Below are 22295 nucleotides of genomic sequence, written 5' to 3'. Positions count from 1 at the left end.
ATTATGCACGCCATCCAAATGGTTGACCTGAAGCGGCAGTACCTGAAGATCAAAGACGAAATTGACCAGGGTATTTTGGAAGTACTCGATACGACCGCTTACATCAATGGCCCAAAGGTGAAAGCTTTCCAGGAAGGATTGCAGCAATACCTGAGCACCGCACACGTGATTCCCTGCGCCAACGGCACCGATGCCTTACAAATCGCGATGATGGCACTCGACTTACAGCCCGGCGACGAGGTGATTGTACCAGCATTCACGTATGTGGCCACCGCCGAAGTCATTGCCTTGCTGCGCCTGAAGCCCGTAATGGTGGATGTGGATTACGACACTTTTAACCTGACGGCGGAAATCGTTGCCAAAGCCATTACCCCTCGCACCAAAGCCATTGTACCAGTCAACCTTTTTGGCCAAAGCTGCGACCTGGAACCAATTATGGCCCTGGCGCAGGAACATGGGCTTTGGGTCATTGAAGACAATGCACAAGCCATCGGAGCGGACTATACCTTTAGTGATGGCAACCGGGCCAAAACGGGTACCATTGGCCACATTGGCTGTACTTCGTTTTACCCATCCAAAAATCTGGGCGCTTACGGCGACGGCGGTGCCATTAGCACCAACCGGGCCGATTTGGCCCAAAAGATGCAGATGGTGGCCAATCACGGTCAGGTGCGGCGTTATTACCACGATGTGGTTGGCGTCAACTCGCGCCTGGATGCCATTCAAGCAGTGGTGCTGGGTGTCAAGCTCAAACGTTTGGATGAATACGCCGCTGCACGTCAGGCCGCAGCCGATTTTTACGATCAGGCTTTGGCTGGTTTGGACTGGATTCAAACCCCAGTACGCCATCCCAAATCCACCCACGTTTTTCACCAATATACGTTGTTGGTTAAAAACGGGCAACGCGATGCCCTGCAAACGTATCTCCAGCAAAAAGGGGTGCCCACGATGATTTATTATCCGGTACCGCTTTACGCACAGGATGCCTTCCGACCTTTTACCGATCTGACACATTTACCCGTCACGGAGCAATTGTGCCAGGAAGTATTGTCCTTACCCATTCACACCGAATTGGATTCAGAACAATTGAACTACATTGTTGAGTCAGTGAAAAGCTTTGGGCGATAAAAAAATAAATGTTCATTTTTTTTTGCCCACTAATTAGGCCACTAACTGGAAAGCAAACGAGATGGGGATTGAAGATTTTGTACAGAAGAAAAAGTTGGTTTCAGTCATAGGATTGGGGTACGTGGGTTTGCCACTGGCCCTGGTTTTGGCCAAAAAATTCCGGGTCATTGGTTTTGACATCAATGCAGCCCGGGTGGCTCAAATGCAGGCGGGCATAGATCCTTCACAGGAACTTACTGCCGTTGCATTCAAAGGAGCAGACATCCAGTTTACCCATGATGTCGAAGATTTGCAGCGGGCACATTTTCACATTGTGGCGGTGCCGACCCCCATTGATGAGCACAACAACCCTGATTTAACCCCCCTGCTCAAAGCCTCCCAAACGGTGGGCAAGCAGTTGAAAAAAGGGGATTATGTAGTGTTTGAATCCACGGTTTATCCGGGTTGTACTGAGGAAGATTGTGTGCCCATTCTGGAAAGGGAATCGGGTTTAAGTTTTGGCCAGGACTTTAAAGTAGGTTATTCGCCAGAACGGATCAATCCCGGCGACAAGGAACATACCGTTGAGAAAATCCTCAAGGTGGTATCGGGTAGCGACGCCGAAGCATGTGCGTTGATTGCTCAGGTGTATGGCAGCGTTATCGAAGCTGGGATATACCAGGCCAGTTCGATCAAAGTGGCCGAAGCTGCCAAAGTGATCGAAAATACCCAGCGCGATCTCAACATCGCGTTTATGAATGAACTATCGGTGATTTTTGACCGCATCGGCATTGATACCCGGGAGGTATTGGAAGCTGCCGGGACCAAGTGGAATTTTTTAAAATTTTATCCTGGTCTCGTAGGTGGACATTGTATTGGCGTGGACCCCTATTACCTTTTGCACAAGTCAAAAGAATTGGGCTATACGCCTCATGTGATCACAAGCGGCCGCAAAATCAACGACGAGATGCCCGCTTACGTGGCTAAGCGACTTGTACAAATGCTCATTCAAAAAGGCAAAAACCCTGGACAATGCCGAGTATTGGTATTAGGGATTACCTTTAAGGAAAATGTGGCCGATATCCGCAACTCTAAAGTGGCGGATTTGGTCCGAGAACTACAGCAATATTCGATTACCACCCATTTGGTAGACCCTTTTGCGGCTGCTGCTGAGGTGGCCCACGAGTACCAACTAAGCATGATTACTGAACCCGAAGACAATTACGATGCTGTCATCATTGCGGTAGCCCATCAACCTTTTGTAGAAATGCCGCTTGAAGAGCTGCGCAAACTGATGAATGGCAAGCCTCTATTGTTAGATCTTAAGGGCATCCACTCGCGTAAAGCTGCGGATGACTTGAATATTGCCTATTGGCGTTTGTGATCTGGTACTAATATTCATTTAGATTAAACACCCACACTGTAAACAACAAAATTATGCTTGACGCTTTAGAACCTCGCTGGTTTGCGGTATGCACCAAATACAAGCGGGAAAAATTGGTGAGCAAGTACTTGTGCGACAAGGGCATCAAGAGTTACCTCCCCTTGCAGAAGGTGACCCGTGTGTATACGCGCAAGATCAAAAAGGTTGAACTCCCACTGATTAATTGCTACGTCTTTGTACAAATCGTCAAGGACCAGTACGTCCCTGTGCTCGAAACCCCCGATGTGACGCATTTTGTCAAAATAGCCAAAGATTTAATTGCCATTCCCGAAGTTGAAATTGACATCATGCGGCGGGTAACTGGTGAGGTCGCCAATGTTGAAGTAGATCGAGGGGTGTTTAAAATTGGCGAAGAAGTAGAGATCATTAGTGGCAGTTTGTTTGGCCTGCGCGGAAGGTTGTTGCAGGGTTTGGGCTCCAAAAACTTTGTGGTGGAATTGGAAAGTCTGGGCTATTCGCTGCGCATGCAAGTGGCTCCGGAAATATTGCGGCCTTTGTCCAACAAACGGGGAGCGGCTTAGGGGCGATAATAAATAAGTATTTTACTTTACCAAAGGATTAGACAAGTAAACGGCTCACTTTAAGTGCCTTACCTAATTCTTTGACTCAGAAAAAATGAACACTTATTTTTGCCCCACTACTTAATGTATTAATTATTGACTGTAATGAAACGTATCTTAGTGACCGGCGCAGCTGGCTTTATTGGATTTCACTTATCTAAAAAACTACTGGAGCGTGGCGACGAAGTGGTAGGTTTGGACTGTTTGAACGACTACTACGATGTTGAGTTGAAATATGCCCGCCTGACCCAATTGGGCATTGAACGCAGCCGGATTCAAGCTGGTCTTTTGTGCAAAAGCGAAAAAAGCTCTTTTTCCTTTATTCAGCTGCAATTGGAAGACCTGGCCGGATTGGAAAAATTGTTTCAAGCTGAAAAATTCGATGTAGTAGTCAATCTCGCAGCTCAGGCTGGGGTACGTTATAGTTTGATCAACCCACATGCTTACATCAACAGCAATATTGTGGGTTTTGTCAATATTCTGGAATGCTGCCGGCACCAACAAGTGCAGCACCTGGTATACGCCAGCAGTTCAAGTGTGTATGGATTGAATAGTGAAATGCCTTTTTCAACGGCCCACAATGTGGACCATCCGGTTTCCTTGTACGCAGCCAGTAAAAAAAGCAATGAACTCATGGCCCATACTTATAGCCATTTGTTTGGGCTGCCCACTACGGGTTTGCGTTTTTTTACGGTTTATGGTCCCTGGGGTAGGCCAGATATGGCGCTATTTTTGTTTACCAAAGCCATTTTAGCTGGAGAGCCCATCAAGGTATTCAATCATGGGCAAATGATTCGGGATTTTACCTATATTGACGATATCGTTGAAGGAATCATTCGGGTGGCTGATCGCCCTCCGGTGGCCAATCCGAACTGGAACCCGGCCATTGTGGATCCGGCCCATTCCAGCGCTCCTTACCACGTGTACAACATTGGCAACAACCAGCCCGTTCAATTGGCGGAATTCATTGAAGCGATTGAAAAATCTCTGGGAAAACAAGCCATCAAAGAATTGCTACCCATGCAACCCGGTGATGTAGCAGCTACCTTTGCCGATGTGCATGATTTGGAAGTGGATACGGGGTACAAACCAGCCACTTCGGTACAAACCGGGATTCAACGTTTCATTGACTGGTACCGCTGGTATTATCAAGCCTAGGGCAATAAAAAATAAGTATTTCATTTTACCAAAGGATTAGATAAGTAAACGCTTCATTTTAAGTTTTTTATCTAACCCTTTTGCCCAGAGAAAATGAAAACTTATGTTTGCCCCATTACTAAACTTATGTTTGGAAAATTATTCTCACGCAGTTCAGGTCAGCATTCTACCCAGCCCAGCGACTTTTCGGTGTTGGGAATGGACATGCATTCGCACCTCATCCCCGGGATTGATGATGGTGTTGAAACCATAGAGGAAAGCCTTGAACTGATCCGAGGGCTCATTCAGTTGGGCTACAGCGGCGCCATTACTACGCCCCATGTGATGGGAGATTATTATCCGAACACAGGGGCTATCATTCAAAATGGTTGGGAAGAATTACGCCGTGCCATTCACCAAGCAGGTTTAACTTTTCGCTTGGAAGCCTCCGCCGAATACAACCTCGACAACTATACCGCTGAATTGTTTGCAAAAGGGGATATTTTGCCCATGCCCGGTAAACGTATTTTGGTAGAATTGTCTTTTTTTGGTGCACCGCCCGATTTGGAAAACCGTATTTTCCAATTGCGGCTCCAGGGGTATTCCCCCATTCTGGCCCACCCGGAACGCTACAGCTATTACATTGGTAACCTTGGAACTTTGGAACGCATTTGTGACCTGGGTTGCGACTTACAAGTCAACATCCTTTCTCTTACCGGGCACTATGGGCCTCAGGTAGCAAAATGGGCCAAGACCCTGCTGGACAAAGACATGGTGAGCTACCTAGGCACCGATATGCACAATATCCGGCATTTGCACGAGCTACAGGCTGCCCTCCGGCAAAAGGAAATTTTGCGGATTTTGCAACGCCATACATTCAAAAACCAGGACCTACTCAATTTATAATCCACATGAAAATCCTCAACATTGTTGGCGCTAGGCCCAATTTTATGAAAGTTGCTCCATTGCACCGTGCTTTTCAAGCCCGGCCAGAACTGGAGTCCAAAATTGTCCACACGGGACAACATTACGACGCCAAAATGAGCGACGTATTTTTCACCCAGCTTGAATTGCCGAATCCCGATTATTTTTTGGGCGTAGGAGGTGGCTCGCATACCCAACAAACGGCCAAAATCATGTTGGCGTTTGAAGAGGTTTTGCAAAAAGAACAACCCGATCTTGTGTTGGTCGTTGGCGACGTCAATTCTACCATTGCTTGTGCCCTGGTAGCCGTAAAAATGAATATCCCGGTAGCGCATGTAGAAGCGGGATTGCGCAGTGGTGATCGGGGTATGCCTGAAGAAATCAACCGGATTTTGACCGATAGTATTTCTGATTACTTGTTTGTTACAGAAATGAGTGGCATGATCAATCTGGCCAAAGAAAATGTACCCGATGAGCGGATCTTTTTTGTTGGCAATTGTATGATTGATTCCCTGGTGCATTACCAGGCGCGGGCACGGCAGTTGAGTTACAGTGCGGTTCTGCCCAATAAACCAGCTATTCAAGACCAGAGTTATGTCCTGATGACCATGCACCGCCCTTCCAATGTTGACTTTGTAGAAGGTTTGACATCTATACTGAGTATCATTGAAGATGCCGTGCAATACCGGCAGGTGGTGTTCCCGGTGCATCCACGCACACTCAAAAATCTGGAGAACTTTGGCTTGCTGGAACGTTTTGAGCGCATTCCGAATCTAATTACTACGGAGCCATTGGGTTACCTGGAATTTTTGCGTTTAATGGAAGGTGCTGCGTTGGTGATCACGGATTCGGGGGGCATTCAGGAGGAAACGACCTTTTTGCAAACACCCTGCCTGACTTTCCGCAGCAGCACTGAACGTCCGGTTACTGTAGACTTAGGAACCAACACCTTACTAGCTGACCTCAACCCGGAAACCGTGCATCAACACATGCTGGAAGCGCTGGAAGGCCGGGGAAAAAAGGGTAGCATTCCGCCCCTTTGGGATGGTAAGGCTGCCGAGCGGATAGCTGATGTATTCATTGATATTTTTGAACGTAAACGATAATTTGGTTGAGAGGAGTTGAGAAGTTGAGATGTTGAGATGTTGAGGCTACCGCCAGCGATTTTGACAATGTCCTTGTCTAAGTCCTTCGCGGTAGCCTCAACTTCTCAACTTCTCAACTCCTCAACCTCTCTTTACCCCTCAAACCATTGATCCATGCGGATTCTGTACTTCTTCTCCCTACTCCTGTTGACCTGCTCCTGTGTGCAACACAAACAACTGGTCAATTTCAACCAAGGGCCACTGCCTTTTAATAAGGTGGAGGCTATTGCTAATTCCATCGACCTGAGCATTCAGCCCGAGGATTTGTTACAAATCAATGTGAGTAGTTTTGAACCGGACGCGATTAGAGCATTTGTCCCTCAGGCGGGTGCAGCAGGCAGTCAACAAAACAACAATTTAATGCAGCAGAGTGCTGGTGGAACGGGGGTCAATTCCTTAGAGCTTTTCACTGGTTATTTTGTTGATCGTGCCGGGTACATCGATTTCCCTGTAGTTGGCAGGATAAAAGTAGGGGGCTTAACCCTGGGGGTAGCACACGACACCATTCTCAACCGCATTTTGCCCCACGTAACAGATGCAGTAGTCAGTCTACGGTTTTTAAACCTCAAAATCACCATGTTGGGTGAGGTTTCACAACCCGGCTTGATTCGCATCTCGAATAAAAGAGTGACATTGCTGGAAGCGTTTGGGATGGCTGGTGATTTGACCCCTTACGCCGATCGCACCGATATTCTGTTGATCCGTGAAAAAGATGGCCAACGCCAGTACGTCCAATTGAATCTCCAGGATCCGGGCATTTTTGCCTCACCCTATTTTTACCTCGAACAAAATGATTTTATCTATGTCAAACCGACCAAAGCCAAGGTGGGAGGGATTACCGACCAAACCAGTCGCTTCTTGACCTTTGGCTCAGCCGGATTGTCATTGATTACCTTGATCATCGCCCTTTTTAGCCGATGAGGGCCAATGTCCATATTATTGGATCTGGTTTAACCGGAGCTACCATTGCACGCTTGTTGCAGGATCAGGGCTTTGCAGTTACGGTATTTGAGCGCCGCAAACACGTCGGAGGCAATGTTCACGACTTTTTGCATCCTTCAGGAATTCGGGTACACAGCTATGGGCCACACTATTTCCGCACCAACTCGGAGATGATTTGGGACTATGTGCAACGCTTTGGAACGTTTTTGCCTTATCGCGCTGTAGTAAAATCGCAAATTGAAGGGCAATATGAAAATTGGCCGATCGCGGCTGCTTACCTGCGACGGATTGGTGCTGAGCAATACCTGAATTCCAGAATTCATACACCGTCTAAACTTCCAGCCACCAATTTTGAAGAGGCAGCTCTGCGCTTGATGCCACAGGAAGTCTATGAAAAGTTTGTCAAGAACTATACATTCAAGCAATGGGGCGTAAACCCCAGGGAACTTAGCCCAGATTTGGTCAAACGTTTTGAGATTCATTACGATGATGATCCGCATTTGACTCCCGGCTACCAATGGCAAGGTATTCCTGCAAATGGATATGCCCAATGGATGGACAAAATGTTGGAGGGAATAGAGCTACATCTTGGGGTAGATTACCTGCAACACCAGAAATCCTTTGAACCTGCTGCTTTTACGGTTTTCACCGGGCCTATTGATGCTTTTTTTGGTTTTGACCTGGGTCGTCTGCACTACCGCGGGCAACAGCGAGAACACCAGTATCTTCCTGACAGGAATTGGTACCAGCCCTGTGCACAGGTCAACAATCCAGCACTGGAAACTGGACCCCATATCCGTACCCTGGAATGGAAACACCTGATGCCCGTGGAGCAACAACAGTTCATTCGGGGCACAATGCTCACTCGTGAAACTCCGTTTAGCCCGCGGGATATTGACCACTATGAATACCCTTTTCCTGACGATACCAATCAGCGACTTTATCAACAATACCGCCAACGGGCCGAACATATTCCCAACCTGCTCATCTGTGGTCGATTGGGCGAATACCGTTACTACGACATGGATCAGGCCATTGGTCGAGCAATGATGTTGGTAAAGAAGCGAATAATCCCAGCTTTATCTGGAATTAGCGATCGAAAATTTTCAAACCTTTCGTACTTTTGAGCAATGGACACTTCACAATCTACACCCTATAGCTACTCAAATCCAACCCCCACGCCCAGCGGAAACAAGGAGTTGGATATCAAATACTTTTTTTTCCTCTTCTTGCGCAATTGGTATTGGTTGGCGCTGGGGCTCATGGTGGGGTACGGCATTGCCTGGCTCAAACTGAGGTATGCGACCAATATTTACCAGGTAGGTGGTAGCATCTTATTGGAGGACAACGCCAGAAGTAGCCTTTCGGAAGAACTAATCACTGAAAAACTGGGCTTGGAACAAGAATCCAATGTAGATGACCAGATTCAGGTGCTCAAGTCGACAACCTTGATGCGCAGAGTGGTAGATTCTTTGGATCTCAACATCACCTATTACACCGTGGGGCGGGTAAAAACCAGTGAAATGTACAGCCCCCATTGCCCAATAGTACTGGTAGGTGCCTTGCCGCAATTGTTGGCCTACGGCACCTCGTTGCGGGTGCGTACCCTGAACGATTATGATTTTATCCTGGTTAAAGGGGAAAACGATACTTTAACTTGTCATTACGATACGCCATTTGTACACAACCAAATTGAATATACCATAAAACGTCGAGCCAGCTCCTTGCCAGGAACCGAGTTTCTGATTCGGCTCAATTACCCGGAGGGTACCGCTGCAGAATACGCCAACAAACTGGGAATCCAGCCCGTACCTGGTTCTAACGTGCTCAATCTGAGCATGCGCGACCCTGTTGCTGAAAAATGTATCGATGTATTTAAAACCCTTGTCAATGAGTTTGATCGCAGCCAAATTGAAATCAAAAATGAGTCTGGCCGAAAAACCCTTGCATTTATTGACGAGCGACTGGGGTATATCACCGAAGAGCTTTACCTTGTAGAAAAAGATGTAGAAGGTTACAAACGCAGCAGAGACCTCCCGGTAGCCATTGAAAGTAAAGCCAGTGAATACCTCAGCAAAGTATCCAGTGCGGATGAACAATTGATGGAACTGGATCTGCGTATGGCCATGCTTGATGCCATCGAAAAAAAGCTCAATGATCCAAATGCCCAAAATGAAGCCCTACCGCTGAGTTCGGAGATTTTGGCGAGTAGTGCAGCTGCAGAAATCATTAAATCCTATAATGAACTCGTTCAAGAGCGCAAAAAATTGGTAGTGACTGCTGGGCCCAACAATCCGGCATTAAAAGCCCTGGATCGAAAAATAGAAGAATTACGTGCACCTCTATCGGACAATTTCACGGTTATTCGCCGGGAGCTCAACGAGCGCCGCGCCCAGGTTAGCAAACGGTTGAAACCCATTGAAAATAAAATTGACGCCATTCCTACTTACGAAAGGGAATTGCTCCAGATTTTGCGTCAGCAGCAAATTAAGGAACAACTCTTTTTGTTTCTCTTGCAAAAAAGGGAAGAAACAGCCTTAAGTGTTGCAGCCCAGGTGTCCAATACCCGCATCCTCAATCCTCCGGTTGGGCAGGGTTTGGTGGCACCTGATCGGCGTAGAACATTTACTTTGTATTTGTTTATGGGCTTTTTATTGCCTGGACTAGTGGTCTTCCTTTTTGATTATTTCAACAACCGGATTTACGACGAAAGCGACATTCGTCGCAATACCAACACTCCATTTTTGGGCGGCATCATGCAATCCAGCGGAGGGAAATCCATTGTCGTCAACCGCAGCAGTCGCTCTGCCATTGCGGAGATGTTCCGTATGTTGCGCACCAATTTGCAATACATGGCAAAGGGGGAACCTAAAAAAGTCATTCTGGTCAGCTCCAGTGTGAGTGGTGAGGGCAAAAGTTTTATCACCATCAACCTGGGTATCAGTATTTCTCTTTCGGGCCAAAAAACCCTGTTGTTGGGTCTGGATATCCGTAAACCCAAATTGAGTCGCTACCTCACCGGACAGCAAGAGGAACGAGGGGTAACCAATTACCTGGTGGGTCAGGCTTCGCTGGATGAGCTCATCAAACCTTTGCCCGACCATCCACTGGTAGATTACCTGGATTGTGGCCCTATTCCACCCAACCCCGCCGAATTATTGATGAGTGATGCAACGCTTCAATTGTTTAAGGAATTGCGGGAGCGTTACCAATACATCATCGTGGATACCGCACCTATCGGGTTGGTTACCGATGCCCTTTTGCTCAATAAACACATCGATCAAGCCATCATTGTTACTCGTTTTGGGATGAGTCGCACCCCATTTTTACGCATGGTGGAGGACATTTACAGCAACAACAAACTGCCTCAAATGGGAGTTGTGCTCAACGGTCTGAAGGCCAGAGTAGGCTATGGCTATGGCTATGGATACGGCGGTTACAGTTCATCTTATGGGTATGGGTATGGTCATGGGTATGGCAGCGAGTACTTCGACCACGAGCCACGCCGCCGCTCTTGGTCCTGGCGAAATTTCCTTAAACGTTTCCGCTTGAAATAATTTCATAGTTTTGCGCCTAAATAGTGGGGCAAACATGAGTTGTCCCGAATTTTTGGGGTAACAAACCGCCGATGCGGTTGAATTTTGAATAGCCCTTAAGTTGAGAAACATCACACTGGAATGACTCCACAAAAAATTGAAGCTGCGCTAGCTGATTTATTTGAGCAGTGGGCGGGTGAAAGTCCTAAATTGATTTTACCACTGGCACCTTCTGGCTCTGAGCGGATTTATTACCGCTTGCAGGGTTCTGAAAAGGCTGCAATAGGTACTTATAGCCCCAATGATCGGGAAAGCAGGGCTTTTTTGGAATACAGCCGTCATTTCCACAGCAAATCTCTTCCGGTACCAGAAATTTATGCAGAAGATTTAAGCACCAAAGTTTATTTGCAGGAGGACTTGGGCTCTACTACTTTGTACAGCTTTTTGCTGCAAAACGACGATTATTTTCCCGACTACCTTGCTCAAATCTACAAACGGGTAGTGGAGCAATTGGCCCGTTTGCAAATTATCGGGGGGAAGGACTTGAGCTACGAGCACAGCTACCCCAAGCAAGCCTTCGACAAGGAGGCCATGTTTTGGGATTTGAACTATTTCAAATACCACTTCCTGATGCTTACCCGGGTGCGTTTTGATGAACAAGCCTTGGAAAAAGACTTTCACGACCTGGCTGATTACCTGCTTACTGCGGACAACCAATACTTCCTGTTTCGCGATTTTCAGTCGCGCAACATCATGATCAAAAGTGGCGAACCCTATTTCATCGATTATCAGGGCGGGCGCCGAGGTGCTCTTCAATACGATTTGGCCTCTTTGTTGTTTCAGGCCAAAGCCAATATTCCGCCGGATATCCGCCAGGAAATTCTACAGCATTACATCAAAGTCGCGGGCGAATTAACGCCGATCAATCCTGACCGTTTCGTCGAACATTACAATGGCTACGTGTTGATCCGCAACATCCAGGTGTTGGGGGCATATGGATTCCGGGGACTGTTTGAGCGCAAAGAGCATTTCCTCAAAAGTATCCCCCATGGCCTGCGCAACATCAAGGGGCTTTTGGAAAACTGGCAATTGCCCATCGAACTACCCCATTTGCGGGAGGCGATGCAGCGCATTTTGGACTCCAAAAAATTTGAACCCTTCAATAAAATCAAAAGCAGCACCAGTTTGCTCACGGTAGGGATCAATAGCTTCTCGTACCATGCTGGTGGCATTCCCGAAGACAGCAGTGGCAACGGTGGCGGATTTGTTTTTGATTGTCGCTTCATCCACAACCCTGGGCGCTACGAGCCTTATAAAAAACTGACTGGCCGCGATGAGTCGGTCATCAATTTTCTCAAGCAACACAGCACCATGGACGAATACCTGCACAATGTATTCCGCATCGTGGATGCTGCGGTGGAAGACTACATTGAGCGCAGTTTCACCAACCTTACCGTCAACTTCGGTTGCACCGGGGGCCAGCACCGCTCCGTATACGCAGCCGATGCCTTGGGCAAACACCTTAAGGAAAAATATGGCGTAAGGGTGGTCTTGCACCATGTGGAGCAGGAGAAGAAAAATTGGGAAAACTAATAATCAGCAATCAGCAATCAGCTATGAGCAATCAGCTTTTCTCTGCCGAGCGCAATCATAGCTGATCGCTGATTGCTCATAGCTGATCGCTTTTATGTCTCTACTCAAAAAACTCGCCGGAGAAACCGCCATTTACGGCATGAGCAGCATTTTGCCACGCTTGCTCAATTTCGTGTTGTTGACTCCTTTTTTGACCCGGGTGTTGAGTAAGGCGGATTATGGCATTTTTAGTGACCTCTATACTTACGTAGCGTTTTTCAATATCCTTTTGACTTTTCGGATGGAGACGGCTTATTTCCGCTACGCTCAAAAACAGGAAGACGTAGAACGTACTTTTTCTACTTCTACTTTGTTTTTGTTGTTGTCTACGCTCGTTTTTACGGGGATCGCGCTTTTTTTGGCGCAGCCCATTGCTGATCTTCAGCAATATCCGAAGCATCCAGAGTTTATTGTAGCCCTGATTTTGATTTTGGGGTTGGATACCCTGACGGCCATACCTTTTGCACGTCTGCGTTTTGAGAATCGCCCCTTGCGCTTCATGGGGATCAAATTGATCAACGTCGTTGTCAATATTCTGCTGGTGTTTTTTTACCTCTATTTTTGTCCAAAACTGGAGCAAAAAGCCGCCTGGCAATGGTTGCAATACCTACATTTTAAGGACAATATGGTGGGGGATGTATTTCTGGCCAATGTGGTGGGCAGTGCCGTGAATTTGTTGCAGGTACTACCTACTTACCTGCGCATGAAATTGCAGATTGATTGGGTATTATTGCGCCAAATGTTGCGCTATTCCTTCCCCCTGGTCCTGGCCGGGGTAGCTGGGGTGATCAATCAGTTGATAGGTACCCCTTTGTTGAAATTCTTAGGTGTTGGGGATTTGAACAACAACCTGGAAGAAGTGGGAGTTTATTCCGCAGCGGTGAAAATTCCCGTGATGATGAACCTTTTCACCCAGGCTTTCAACTACGCTGCAGAACCTTTCTTTTTCCGCAATGCGAATGAAAAAGGCTCGGAAAAAGTGTATGGACAAGTTGCGCAGGCCTTCACTTTGGTGAGCTGTGTGGCCTTTTTGGGGATAATGTTGAATATAGATTGGGTGGGTTTGTTTTTGGGTGAAAATTTCCGCGAAGGTTTGGATACAGTGCCGGTGCTCCTGTTGGCCAATTTGTTTTTGGGCTTGTTTACTACTTTTTCCATTTGGTACAAGTTAATCGATCGCACGGCGGTTGGTGGTTGGGTGGCCCTGGGTGGCGCCCTGATTACCATTGTGTTGAATGTGGTGCTCATCAAGCAAGGGTACGGTTACTATGCCCCGGCTTGGACTGCATTGATTTGTTATGTTTTTATGACCATCGTCAGTTATTGGGCGGGCCAAAAATACCATCCTATTCATTACCCACTCGGGCGGATGGCCTTGTATTTCCTGCTGGCTTTATTCGCTTACGGCCTGAGTGAGGGGCTGCGTTACCTGGCACATGGAGCACTTCCGGTGATTTTGAGCATCAACTTTTTAATTCTTTTGGCTTATTTTGCGGCCATTGCCTGGATCGAAAAACCGCTAATTAAACGTTTACTAGTGCGGAATAAACGGCAATAAAACGCTAAGTTGTTTGTTATGGAAAAGCATTACACTCTCATTACCGGCGCCAGCATGGGCATTGGTCGTGCGTTGGCGGAGGAATGCGCCCAAAGGGGCAGAAATGTATTGATGGTAGCATTGGATGGCCCGGAATTGCATACTGCGGCCAGCGAAATTGCACAAAAATATGGGGTTGCAGCTCAGCCCTTTGGCATCGACCTCACTGCAACTGATGCACCCTTGAAAGTGTATACCTGGTGCCAGGAAAATGGCTACATCGTGGATATCCTGATTAACAATGCCGGGTTTGGTCGCGGTGACATCCTGAATAAAATTCCACTCGGTGTATACCAAACGATGCTGCGGCTCAACAATCAGGTGATGTTTGAAATGACCTATCATTTTTTGCCACAGTTGAAGCAACTAGACAAAGCCTACATCCTCAATACCAGCAGTATGGAAGGGCTGATGCCCATGCCTTTTAAGGCGGCGTACACCTCAACCAAACACTTCGTGACGGCTTTTTCTCTGTCGATGCGCGAAGAGTTGGCCGAAACCGGCGTCAGTGTAAGTGCCTTGTGCCCCGGCCCGGTGGTGACCAACGAGGATGGCCTCAAACGCATTCAACGCAGCGGACGCAAGGCCAAACTGGTCGTGATGTACCCCAATCAGGTGGCACCCATTGCGCTAAATGGTTTGTTCAGGGGCAAACGCATCATTATACCCGGGGTGGTGAACCAGATCATGATCCTGTTGAACAATGTATTGCCATTGGCCTTGCGGATGAGGATGTTGCGGAAAATTGGCGCGGGGGTTATTCCGAAGGAGGAGGGCTGAGGTGCTTTCTTCTGAAGTCCTGAAAACACCTCAAGCAGATTGTCTTTACTCCAAAGTGATTTCTACACGAAGTCCTGATTTTTCGTACTTTTTAACGTTTAATGTTCCTTCGATGTATTCCGTCTTCATTTCATCATAAACGATCATTTTAGCGATTTTGGAAAGCTCAATGCTGGGCAATTCCGATTGATAAGTGTATCCATTGACAATTACCGCATAGGGTTTGCCTTCTGCAACCATAGCCTGAATTTGTTTTTTTACCCGACTCCAGCTATCTTCTTTGACTGGCATACGGTAGGTCGTACTACTATTAGAATTATAGACAATCCAGTTTTTCGATGCTAAGAATTTTAAATGTTCCTCGTCATATAACCTTTTAGCTGCCAGTATTTTGATGCGATAGGCTTCCAACAGAAGCGGATCACTGGGAATGCCATAGGTCATTACTTTCATGGTTTTGGGCCATTGATTTGCGATTAATTTATCCAACACATCAGTGTCAAAAGTGCCTGTTCCACAACTGTTTCTACCGCCGTACAGAACGATGGGTAAATCATCATTCGCCTCATGACTCGTATAGCAATTTCCACCACTTTCGTTCACCATTCTTGCTCCGGTTATTCGGCCTGCACTATTTTTGGTTAGTTCCAGTTTTTTTCCCAAAGGAAATTTTTCGTTGCGTATTTTTTCTTGTTGATCAGCATCCAGGTTCGGGTTTACAATCAGCATGAAGGAAATTTCTTCCTCTTTGGCGGTGTCTTGAGCAATAGGGATGCGCTGCTCAGCCTTATTTTTGACCAGTGCTGTTTCCGAGAACTTGGGAGCTGGAAGATTCACCATTGTAGGCTGTTCGAAAACAGGTTTATTGTCTAGTGCCTGCCAAGCAGATTGGTTGTATGCTTTTACTGTTACCCTTGCCTGGGATGGTTTGTTAAACAGTATAAAAGTAGGCAGCAGCATGCCCATTGCTGCATACCGCAGCAGGTACAGATTGGAGGAAGGTTTCCGATTCATCATCATAATTCTTTCTTTTAGGCGTGAAAAATTATAGGAAGTAGAGAGGTGATTACCAGGATTGATATTGGCCCAAGTGAGTAAGCTCAGTTGGTAATGTTTTTTATTCCATTGCTGTTGCAGCACACTGCGATCAGCTAGGTATTCAAGATTGGTTTCCACCAGCCAGCGATACAGCCATGCCCCAGGGTTGAACCATTGCCAAACGAGCAGCAACTCTGCCGCCAAAATATCCAGGGTATGCCGCTGTCGAATATGTGCCAACTCGTGGGTAAGCACCAATTCTAATTCGGGGCTTCGATACAAAGACGCTGCAATAAAAATGCAGCGGCCAAAAGCAAAAGGAGACAGCTCTCCAGGGTAAATGACCAAGCGATAACCGTCCCTTTGCTCAATGCGTGCTTGGTGATACAATTTCCACAACGATAGTATTTGAAGGACAAAGCGTAAGCCAAAAGCCAAACAGCCCAAGCCATATAGCCAGAGGGTTAGTCTGAACCAGTTGAGCTGAAATTCAGGTGCTGGTTCTGAACCTACCCTTGTATCCGATTGATCTGCTATACTTATCTGAACACGTTCACTAAATTCTTGCTCAAGAAGTGATTGGACACCCTTATCCACTTTCCCTGCTCTACTCGTTAGTGTTTCACTTTGCTTAACCGGCATTTTGTGCCAAATCGTCCAGGTTTCCGGTACTTGGATCAGCGGAACGACTAAGCTAGCTAACAAAAGTCCCCAAAGCAAGCGGCGGTTCCAGTTCAAAAAAGTGCTCTTCAAAAAACACAAATAATACAGCAGCGCTCCGGTGACGAGGATTGCAGCGGTGGTCAAACAGTAGGTTAGGGCAGGGTTAATCATGGCTGATCTTTGTTGGGGTGATCAATTTTCTTCGGTGAAAATATCCACCCTTAGTCCAGAAATTTCTTCTTTGATCAGCTTCGTCGTATTCTCCTGGTAATAATCAGTTTTCCGGTCGCAGGCTTTGATTTGGGTTAGTTTCAAGTTTTCCAGGGCAGGTAAGGTATTTTGTGGTGCTCCTCCATTGATCGTTACGATCAACTCCAGTTTTGCATCTATACATTTCTGTACTTTATTCTTAAGCAGGGTTAGCGCCCTCTCCGAAGAACCATAGGATTGATGTCCATAATCATAAGTATATACCCAATTTACGGCTCTTAGCCGGGCTAATTTTTGAGCCTCTTCCGCTTCAAAAAACGCCAAAGCCCGGGGGCGAAGCGCAGCGATTGCTTGTTTTGTGGTTGGCAAGCCGATACAGTAAATTTTGATTTTACTCCAATCAGCTGCCAGAATTTCATCCAGAATATTTAATCGCAAGTAATTTGAAGAACCACAAGACATTTTTTTGCTATACACAATACTAGGAAGGTCATCTTTCCCCGTGGGTATTGAATTTCCACATGCACCTATTGCCCCTTTTATGGTGTAGCCCACAAGTTTATTGTCTGCACTTCTATTCAGGATTAGTTGTTTACCAAAGGATAAACGAATCTTGCTCAATTTTTCCATTTCTATTTCTGTCGCGTTTGGCCCAACCACGATGAAAAAATCCGAGGAATCGGGCTTTAGCTCGTCTGGTTCGATGTTGGATACGCTTGGAACTTGTTCTGGTATTTTTGCAGTGACATTGATTTGACTAATTTCAATCCTGGGACCTTGAACGGATTCATCCTCTGCCAAACTCAAATCGGGGTTTACTTTTTGCTGATCCAGTGGGCGTTTTAGCTTTGGGTCTGAGTTGATTTCTTGTACCTGCAAAAATACTGGCTGGTTAAAAACCGACAGCATCGGCAGGATCACCAAAACCACTGCATAACCCAACAAATACAATTTTGACACTGGTTTCCGATTCATCATCATAATTCTCTCTTTGAGCAGTGAAAAATTATAAGAAGTAGAGAGGCGATTATTGGTAGTGGCATTTGACCAATTCAGCAAACTCAGCTGGTATTGTTTTTTATTCCACTGTTTTTGCAATACACTGCGATCAGCCAGGTATTCGAGGTTCGTTTCTACCAATCGACGGTACAGCCAGGCACCTGGATTGAACCACTGCCAGATGAGCAGCAACTCTGCCGCCAAAATATCCAGGGTATGTCGCTGTCGAACATGCGCCAACTCGTGGGTTAGGATCAATTCCAGCTCTGCACTTTGTAGCAAGGATACGGGTAAAAAAATGGTACGCCCAAAAGCAAAAGGGGACAATTCCTCCTGGCAAAAAGCCAATCGATAGCCATCCCTTTGCTCAAGGTGGGCTTTTCGGAATAGTTTAAACAAGGAAAACAAGTGTATCAAAAAGCGTATGCCAAAAACAAAACAACCTAGAAAATAGAGAAAAAACAGCAGTGGGGTGATTGATATCTGGGGTTGTTTTGCCGAAAGGTTCTCCGTCACCTGGGCTGGATTTACTTGCTTGGCTGGATTTATTTCATAAAAAAATTGGGGTTCAGGCAAGCTTCCACCTGTTTCCAAATTAGGTTTAGGTGTAGCGATTGCCTCCTTTTTTTGCCAAAATTGAACTGTCCATGCTGCTGGCAAATGCACGAATGGCAGGATCAGCGAAGCGAGCAAGATGCTCCACAACAAAACCCTGTTCCAGCGCAAGAAGGTACTGCGCCAAAACAATAAACAGTACAACAGCGTACCAGTAAGCAGCAATACAGCTGCCTGTAGCAAATGGTAAAGAACCAAACTTTGCATGGGGTATTACACTATTACGAGAGGCTTTCGACGGGCGAGGTCACTTACTCTCCTTTTTCAATGGCTTTTAAGATGTCTTTCAGTTCTTCAGGCGTAATTTTTTTCTCACGGGCAAAAAATGCCACCATGTTCTTGTAGGAGTTGTCGAAATACGCAGTCATGGAATCCCCCAGGAACTGGCGTTGATAGGCTTCCTTGCTGATCTTGGGTAAGTAGCGGTGAGTACCCCCAAAGTCTTCATGCGTTACGAAGCCGTAGGGTTCACTTTCCAATCTACGAATCACCGTTGATACCGTGTTGTAGTGCGGCTTTGGCTCGGGCAGTAGCTCGATGAGGTCCTTGACAAAGGCTCGTTCCAGTTTCCACAGGGCTTGCATCAGCTCTTCTTCTTTGCGCGTAAGTCGCTTCATTGTATTGCTTAATTGTGTAGGACAAACATACAACTAGTTTTATAGTTTATCAACTATTTTTGTAGTTATTTTTAACAAAAAAATGCCAGTAACTTTTTGATGCTACTGGCATTTTCCCTTTCACTGCTTAAAATTTTAATTCCCCTCGCTTGCCCAGTTGATCAATGCGGAAAAATTTCCCCCCTTCATACAGGAATGCAGTTGAATTGGGATCGACATGGCGGGTATCGATAGCGATGACCTTACCCCCATAAAAAGTTTTAACGGCATTGACCAGCGTATGGCCTACTATGATGTGTTTGGCCCCGAATTTCCGCAAGGATTCTGCAATCTCAACATCCTGTGCCTGACCCATCACATAGTTTCGATACCAAAGTGGGCCATTGGCATCAAACATAAACCTCAGGACCTCGTCGTCGATACGGAACACATCTTCGGATATGAAGTAAAATGGGCGCATCATATTGTTGATTTCGGAAAGGGTTTTGTCTATGTAGTTCAAGTCAGGTGCCAATCCACCATGGACAAAGATGAAGTCTCCAATTCTTTCCACCACGTTTTTGGTCTCCAGCCAGCGGCCCAGTTCGGTGGACTTCTTGAACCAGTTGACATAGGGCTCCTGGTACAAATCGGCATTGCGCATGTATTTGGGATGCACATAGCGATGATCATTGGACATGTTCAGAATCTCGTGATTGCCCAAAATGTAATGCACATACCCCCCGGCAGCTTTAGCCTTGTCTTCCAAGTCATAAATGAGCCAAAGTGTTTCAGTGACATTGGTTCCCCGATCAAAAAAATCACCTACACAAACGAGATGCCCTTTGCCGAAGATCCAGTTGTATTGCTCATCGATTACTTTATGTGAAATCAAAAAATTGCGAAAAGATCCAAAGTTGCCCTCAATGTCAGATACCGCCAAGAGTTTTTCAACTTTAGGGTATTCTGTATTTTCAATCTTCAGCTTTGATTTCAGTTTGGTGCTGAAATTCCACTCTGGGTTTTTAGTGAAACGGCATTCAATTTTTATAGCATCCTTCTGTTTGGCCTCAATGGAATCTAGGGTCGCTATGGCGGTGGTGTCCTGCATCTGGATTTTCCGAATGTACACCTTGTTTTTACGGTAAAAAAGATGGGGTCCATCTGTGTCTGCCTTACCTGCTTGAGGAGGTAAAGGAGTGCTGTGGTCTTCCTGTGCCACCAGTACATTGCTGATTAAAGCAAAGAAAAATACCAAAACTATAGAGTTGAAAATCGCTGATTTGTCCGTGTTCATAATCTGTCGCTTGTGATCAATAGAAATAGGGTTAAGTGTTTTGTTTTTTGATTTGTCGTCAAAATAAAAAACTTGTGAAGCCTTTTATAACAAATTTACCCTAAGTCATTTACTTTATGACGAAATAAAAGCAAATAGCCACAGTTTTCCGCAAAAATCTAATGATCACTCAACCTTATTGGCCTTATTGCCTATTTTCTTTGCCGCAAAGCCTCGAACAACAAAATAGCCGTTGAAACGGAAACATTCATTGAATCGACCAGGCCATGCATTGGAATAATCACCCGCTGGTAGGCGTTTTGAATCCAAAATGTAGAAATCCCATCTGCTTCCGTTCCCATCACCAAGGCGGTGGGGCCTTGTAAATCACAATCGTAATAGGGGTAGCTCGCTTCCAGGTGGGTTGCAAAAATCCGAATCTGGTGTTTTTGCAACCATTCCAATGCGTCTGCAGCGGTTATGCTAAACGTGGGTACGGTGAACACTGCGCCCAAACTGGCTCGAATTACGTTGGGGTTATACCAATCCGTCTGGGGGTCGCACAACAACACCGCATCTACTCCAGCGGCATCAGCAGTGCGCAGAATGGCCCCCAGGTTGCCAGGTTTTTCCACCGTTTCGAGGAGCAAGATTAAGGGATTTTCTTTAACCTTAAATTCGTTTAAAGCCGGGGATTTGCTGCGCAATACGGCGACTACATTCGGCACGTTTGCCCGATAAGCAATTTTCTCCATCACCGGCCCATTTACCTGAATCAATTGCTGAGCTCCGGCGGGCTGGTACTTCAAAACTTGTTGAATATTTTCTTCAGAAGTAATGTCGGGATTGTACAAAAGATGTTCTACCTCATAACCTGCGCGCAAGGCCATCCCTACTTCGATCAATCCCTCCGCCACCAACAAACCCTGTTTGCGCCGTTCTCTGGCCTTCTCCAGTAAACTGCCAATGTTTTTAATCAATGGATTTTGCAGACTGCTGATTATCTTTGCGCTTGACATATCTTTACTACTTCACCTTAATAAAATAGAGTGCTAAAACTGCACAAATTCGTGCACTTTACCTACTCTGAAGCTTTTATTTTGGTGTATTCGCAACTATGCAGGCATTACCCTTACCTCCTTTTGAAGATTACGAGCTCATCGATAGCGGCAATTTTAAAAAATTGGAACGCTTTGGGCCATACGTCCTTTCCCGCCCGGAGCCACAAGCCATCTGGTCGCCAGCACTGAGCGAAGCAGAGTGGAATAAAAAAGCCCAGGCTACTTTTAACCGCAAATCTGGAGCTGCCGCCAGCGCCGAGGACGGCAACTGGGAACTCAAACCCGGCATGCCCGAACAATGGCACGTCCGCTACCACCATGAGGGCATGCACCTGACTTTCCGTCTGGGGCTTACTGCCTTTAAACACGTTGGTATCTTCCCGGAGCAGGCCGAAAACTGGAACTACATCTACCGAGGTCTACAGCAAATGGACGTCAATCAACCCGTGGTGCTCAATCTTTTTGCCTATACGGGCGGCGCCTCCTTAGCGGCCAAAGCTGCGGGTGCCGATGTGGTGCACGTCGATTCGGTTAAACCCGTAGTGAGCTGGGCCCGCCAAAACATGGAAGCCAGCCAACTGAGCAATATTCGCTGGACGGTGGAGGATGCCCTGAAATTTGTGCGCAAAGAAGCCAAAAGAGGCCGCAAGTACCAGTCGATCATCCTCGATCCACCTGCGTACGGCCGTGGCCCCGAGGGTGAAAAATGGTTGTTGGAAAAACATTTGCCTGAACTCCTGGAACATTGTGGGCAAATTCTGGACCCAGAACATCATTTGTTGATCCTTAATTTGTACTCGATGGGCTTCTCGGCCCTGATTGCCGAAAACCTGGTTAAACAATATTTTCCATTTGCACAAGAGGTAGAAAATGGGGAGTTGTACATTCAGGATCAGGCGAGGCGGAATTTGCCGTTGGGGGTTTTTGCACGGTTTAATAAAAAATAAGTGTTTATAAAAAATAAATAAAACTTTTTTTGGTAAAAAATCAAAACATGCTATTTTTGGGTTTAATGGTCACCTAAACCCAAAAT

At 46.4% G+C, this 22295-nt stretch carries 18 protein-coding genes; 13 read left to right on the top strand and 5 right to left on the bottom strand.

Features of this window, described 5'->3' with window-relative positions:
* Positions 1–3 precede the first annotated feature (3 nt).
* The 12 genes from ACO08K_RS15690 (at position 4) to ACO08K_RS15635 (ending at position 14804) form a co-directional block, all read left to right on the top strand.
* Entirely contained in the window at positions 4–1128 is a 1125-nt protein-coding gene (locus tag ACO08K_RS15690; RefSeq protein ID WP_421797350.1) for a DegT/DnrJ/EryC1/StrS family aminotransferase, read from the top strand.
* 61 nt (positions 1129–1189) lie between these two features.
* Positions 1190–2491, top strand: coding sequence for a nucleotide sugar dehydrogenase (locus ACO08K_RS15685; protein ID WP_421797349.1), 1302 nt, complete (start codon positions 1190–1192; stop codon positions 2489–2491).
* A 53-nt stretch (positions 2492–2544) separates the two neighbouring features.
* Entirely contained in the window at positions 2545–3072 is a 528-nt protein-coding gene (locus ACO08K_RS15680; protein WP_421797348.1) for a UpxY family transcription antiterminator, read from the top strand.
* A 144-nt stretch (positions 3073–3216) separates the two neighbouring features.
* On the top strand, positions 3217–4269 hold the full coding sequence (locus ACO08K_RS15675) for an NAD-dependent epimerase (protein ID WP_421797347.1): 1053 nt from the start codon (positions 3217–3219) through the stop codon (positions 4267–4269).
* A 126-nt stretch (positions 4270–4395) separates the two neighbouring features.
* Positions 4396–5154, top strand: coding sequence for a tyrosine-protein phosphatase (locus ACO08K_RS15670; protein WP_421797346.1), 759 nt, complete (start codon positions 4396–4398; stop codon positions 5152–5154).
* Between the two features lie 5 nt (positions 5155–5159).
* The gene (gene wecB / locus ACO08K_RS15665; protein WP_421797345.1) at positions 5160–6278 is read left to right on the top strand and encodes a non-hydrolyzing UDP-N-acetylglucosamine 2-epimerase; all 1119 of its coding nucleotides are present in this window, start codon (positions 5160–5162) and stop codon (positions 6276–6278) included.
* 153 nt (positions 6279–6431) lie between these two features.
* On the top strand, positions 6432–7238 hold the full coding sequence (locus ACO08K_RS15660; RefSeq protein ID WP_421797344.1) for a polysaccharide biosynthesis/export family protein: 807 nt from the start codon (positions 6432–6434) through the stop codon (positions 7236–7238).
* Entirely contained in the window at positions 7235–8386 is a 1152-nt protein-coding gene (locus ACO08K_RS15655; protein ID WP_421797343.1) for a UDP-galactopyranose mutase, read from the top strand. Before ACO08K_RS15660 ends, ACO08K_RS15655 begins: the two co-directional genes overlap by 4 nt.
* A gap of 3 nt (positions 8387–8389) precedes the next feature.
* The gene (locus ACO08K_RS15650; RefSeq protein WP_421797342.1) at positions 8390–10816 is read left to right on the top strand and encodes a GumC family protein; all 2427 of its coding nucleotides are present in this window, start codon (positions 8390–8392) and stop codon (positions 10814–10816) included.
* A gap of 120 nt (positions 10817–10936) precedes the next feature.
* Complete coding sequence (locus ACO08K_RS15645; protein WP_421797341.1) at positions 10937–12388, top strand: RapZ C-terminal domain-containing protein; 1452 nt, start codon at positions 10937–10939, stop codon at positions 12386–12388.
* A 94-nt stretch (positions 12389–12482) separates the two neighbouring features.
* The gene (locus ACO08K_RS15640; protein WP_421797340.1) at positions 12483–13985 is read left to right on the top strand and encodes an oligosaccharide flippase family protein; all 1503 of its coding nucleotides are present in this window, start codon (positions 12483–12485) and stop codon (positions 13983–13985) included.
* Positions 13986–14003: 18 nt separating this feature from the next.
* On the top strand, positions 14004–14804 hold the full coding sequence (locus ACO08K_RS15635) for an SDR family NAD(P)-dependent oxidoreductase (RefSeq protein WP_421797339.1): 801 nt from the start codon (positions 14004–14006) through the stop codon (positions 14802–14804).
* A gap of 45 nt (positions 14805–14849) precedes the next feature.
* Here ACO08K_RS15635 and ACO08K_RS15630 read toward each other — a convergent pair whose 3' ends face one another.
* The 5 genes from ACO08K_RS15630 to ACO08K_RS15610 all read right to left on the bottom strand — a co-directional run bounded on the left by ACO08K_RS15630 (position 14850) and on the right by ACO08K_RS15610 (position 21220).
* The gene (locus ACO08K_RS15630) at positions 14850–16676 is read right to left on the bottom strand and encodes a M56 family metallopeptidase (protein ID WP_421797338.1); all 1827 of its coding nucleotides are present in this window, start codon (positions 16674–16676) and stop codon (positions 14850–14852) included.
* Between the two features lie 21 nt (positions 16677–16697).
* The gene (locus ACO08K_RS15625; protein ID WP_421797337.1) at positions 16698–18536 is read right to left on the bottom strand and encodes a M56 family metallopeptidase; all 1839 of its coding nucleotides are present in this window, start codon (positions 18534–18536) and stop codon (positions 16698–16700) included.
* Between the two features lie 44 nt (positions 18537–18580).
* The gene (locus tag ACO08K_RS15620; RefSeq protein WP_421797336.1) at positions 18581–18946 is read right to left on the bottom strand and encodes a BlaI/MecI/CopY family transcriptional regulator; all 366 of its coding nucleotides are present in this window, start codon (positions 18944–18946) and stop codon (positions 18581–18583) included.
* Positions 18947–19073: 127 nt separating this feature from the next.
* Positions 19074–20222, bottom strand: a complete 1149-nt coding sequence (locus tag ACO08K_RS15615; protein WP_421797335.1) for a metallophosphoesterase — start codon at positions 20220–20222, stop codon at positions 19074–19076.
* Positions 20223–20413: 191 nt separating this feature from the next.
* Complete coding sequence (locus ACO08K_RS15610; protein ID WP_421797334.1) at positions 20414–21220, bottom strand: TrmH family RNA methyltransferase; 807 nt, start codon at positions 21218–21220, stop codon at positions 20414–20416.
* Positions 21221–21318: 98 nt separating this feature from the next.
* On the opposite strand from ACO08K_RS15610, the gene ACO08K_RS15605 reads away from it, so the two are divergent.
* On the top strand, positions 21319–22209 hold the full coding sequence (locus ACO08K_RS15605) for a class I SAM-dependent methyltransferase (RefSeq protein WP_421797333.1): 891 nt from the start codon (positions 21319–21321) through the stop codon (positions 22207–22209).
* The last annotated feature ends 86 nt before the right edge of the window (positions 22210–22295 follow it).

This window comes from Haliscomenobacter sp., from assembly GCF_965225875.1.
GTDB lineage: Bacteria > Bacteroidota > Bacteroidia > Chitinophagales > Saprospiraceae > Haliscomenobacter.
The sequence above is the reverse complement of the archived record's forward strand: the minus strand, read 5'-3'. Positions and strand labels throughout refer to the sequence as shown.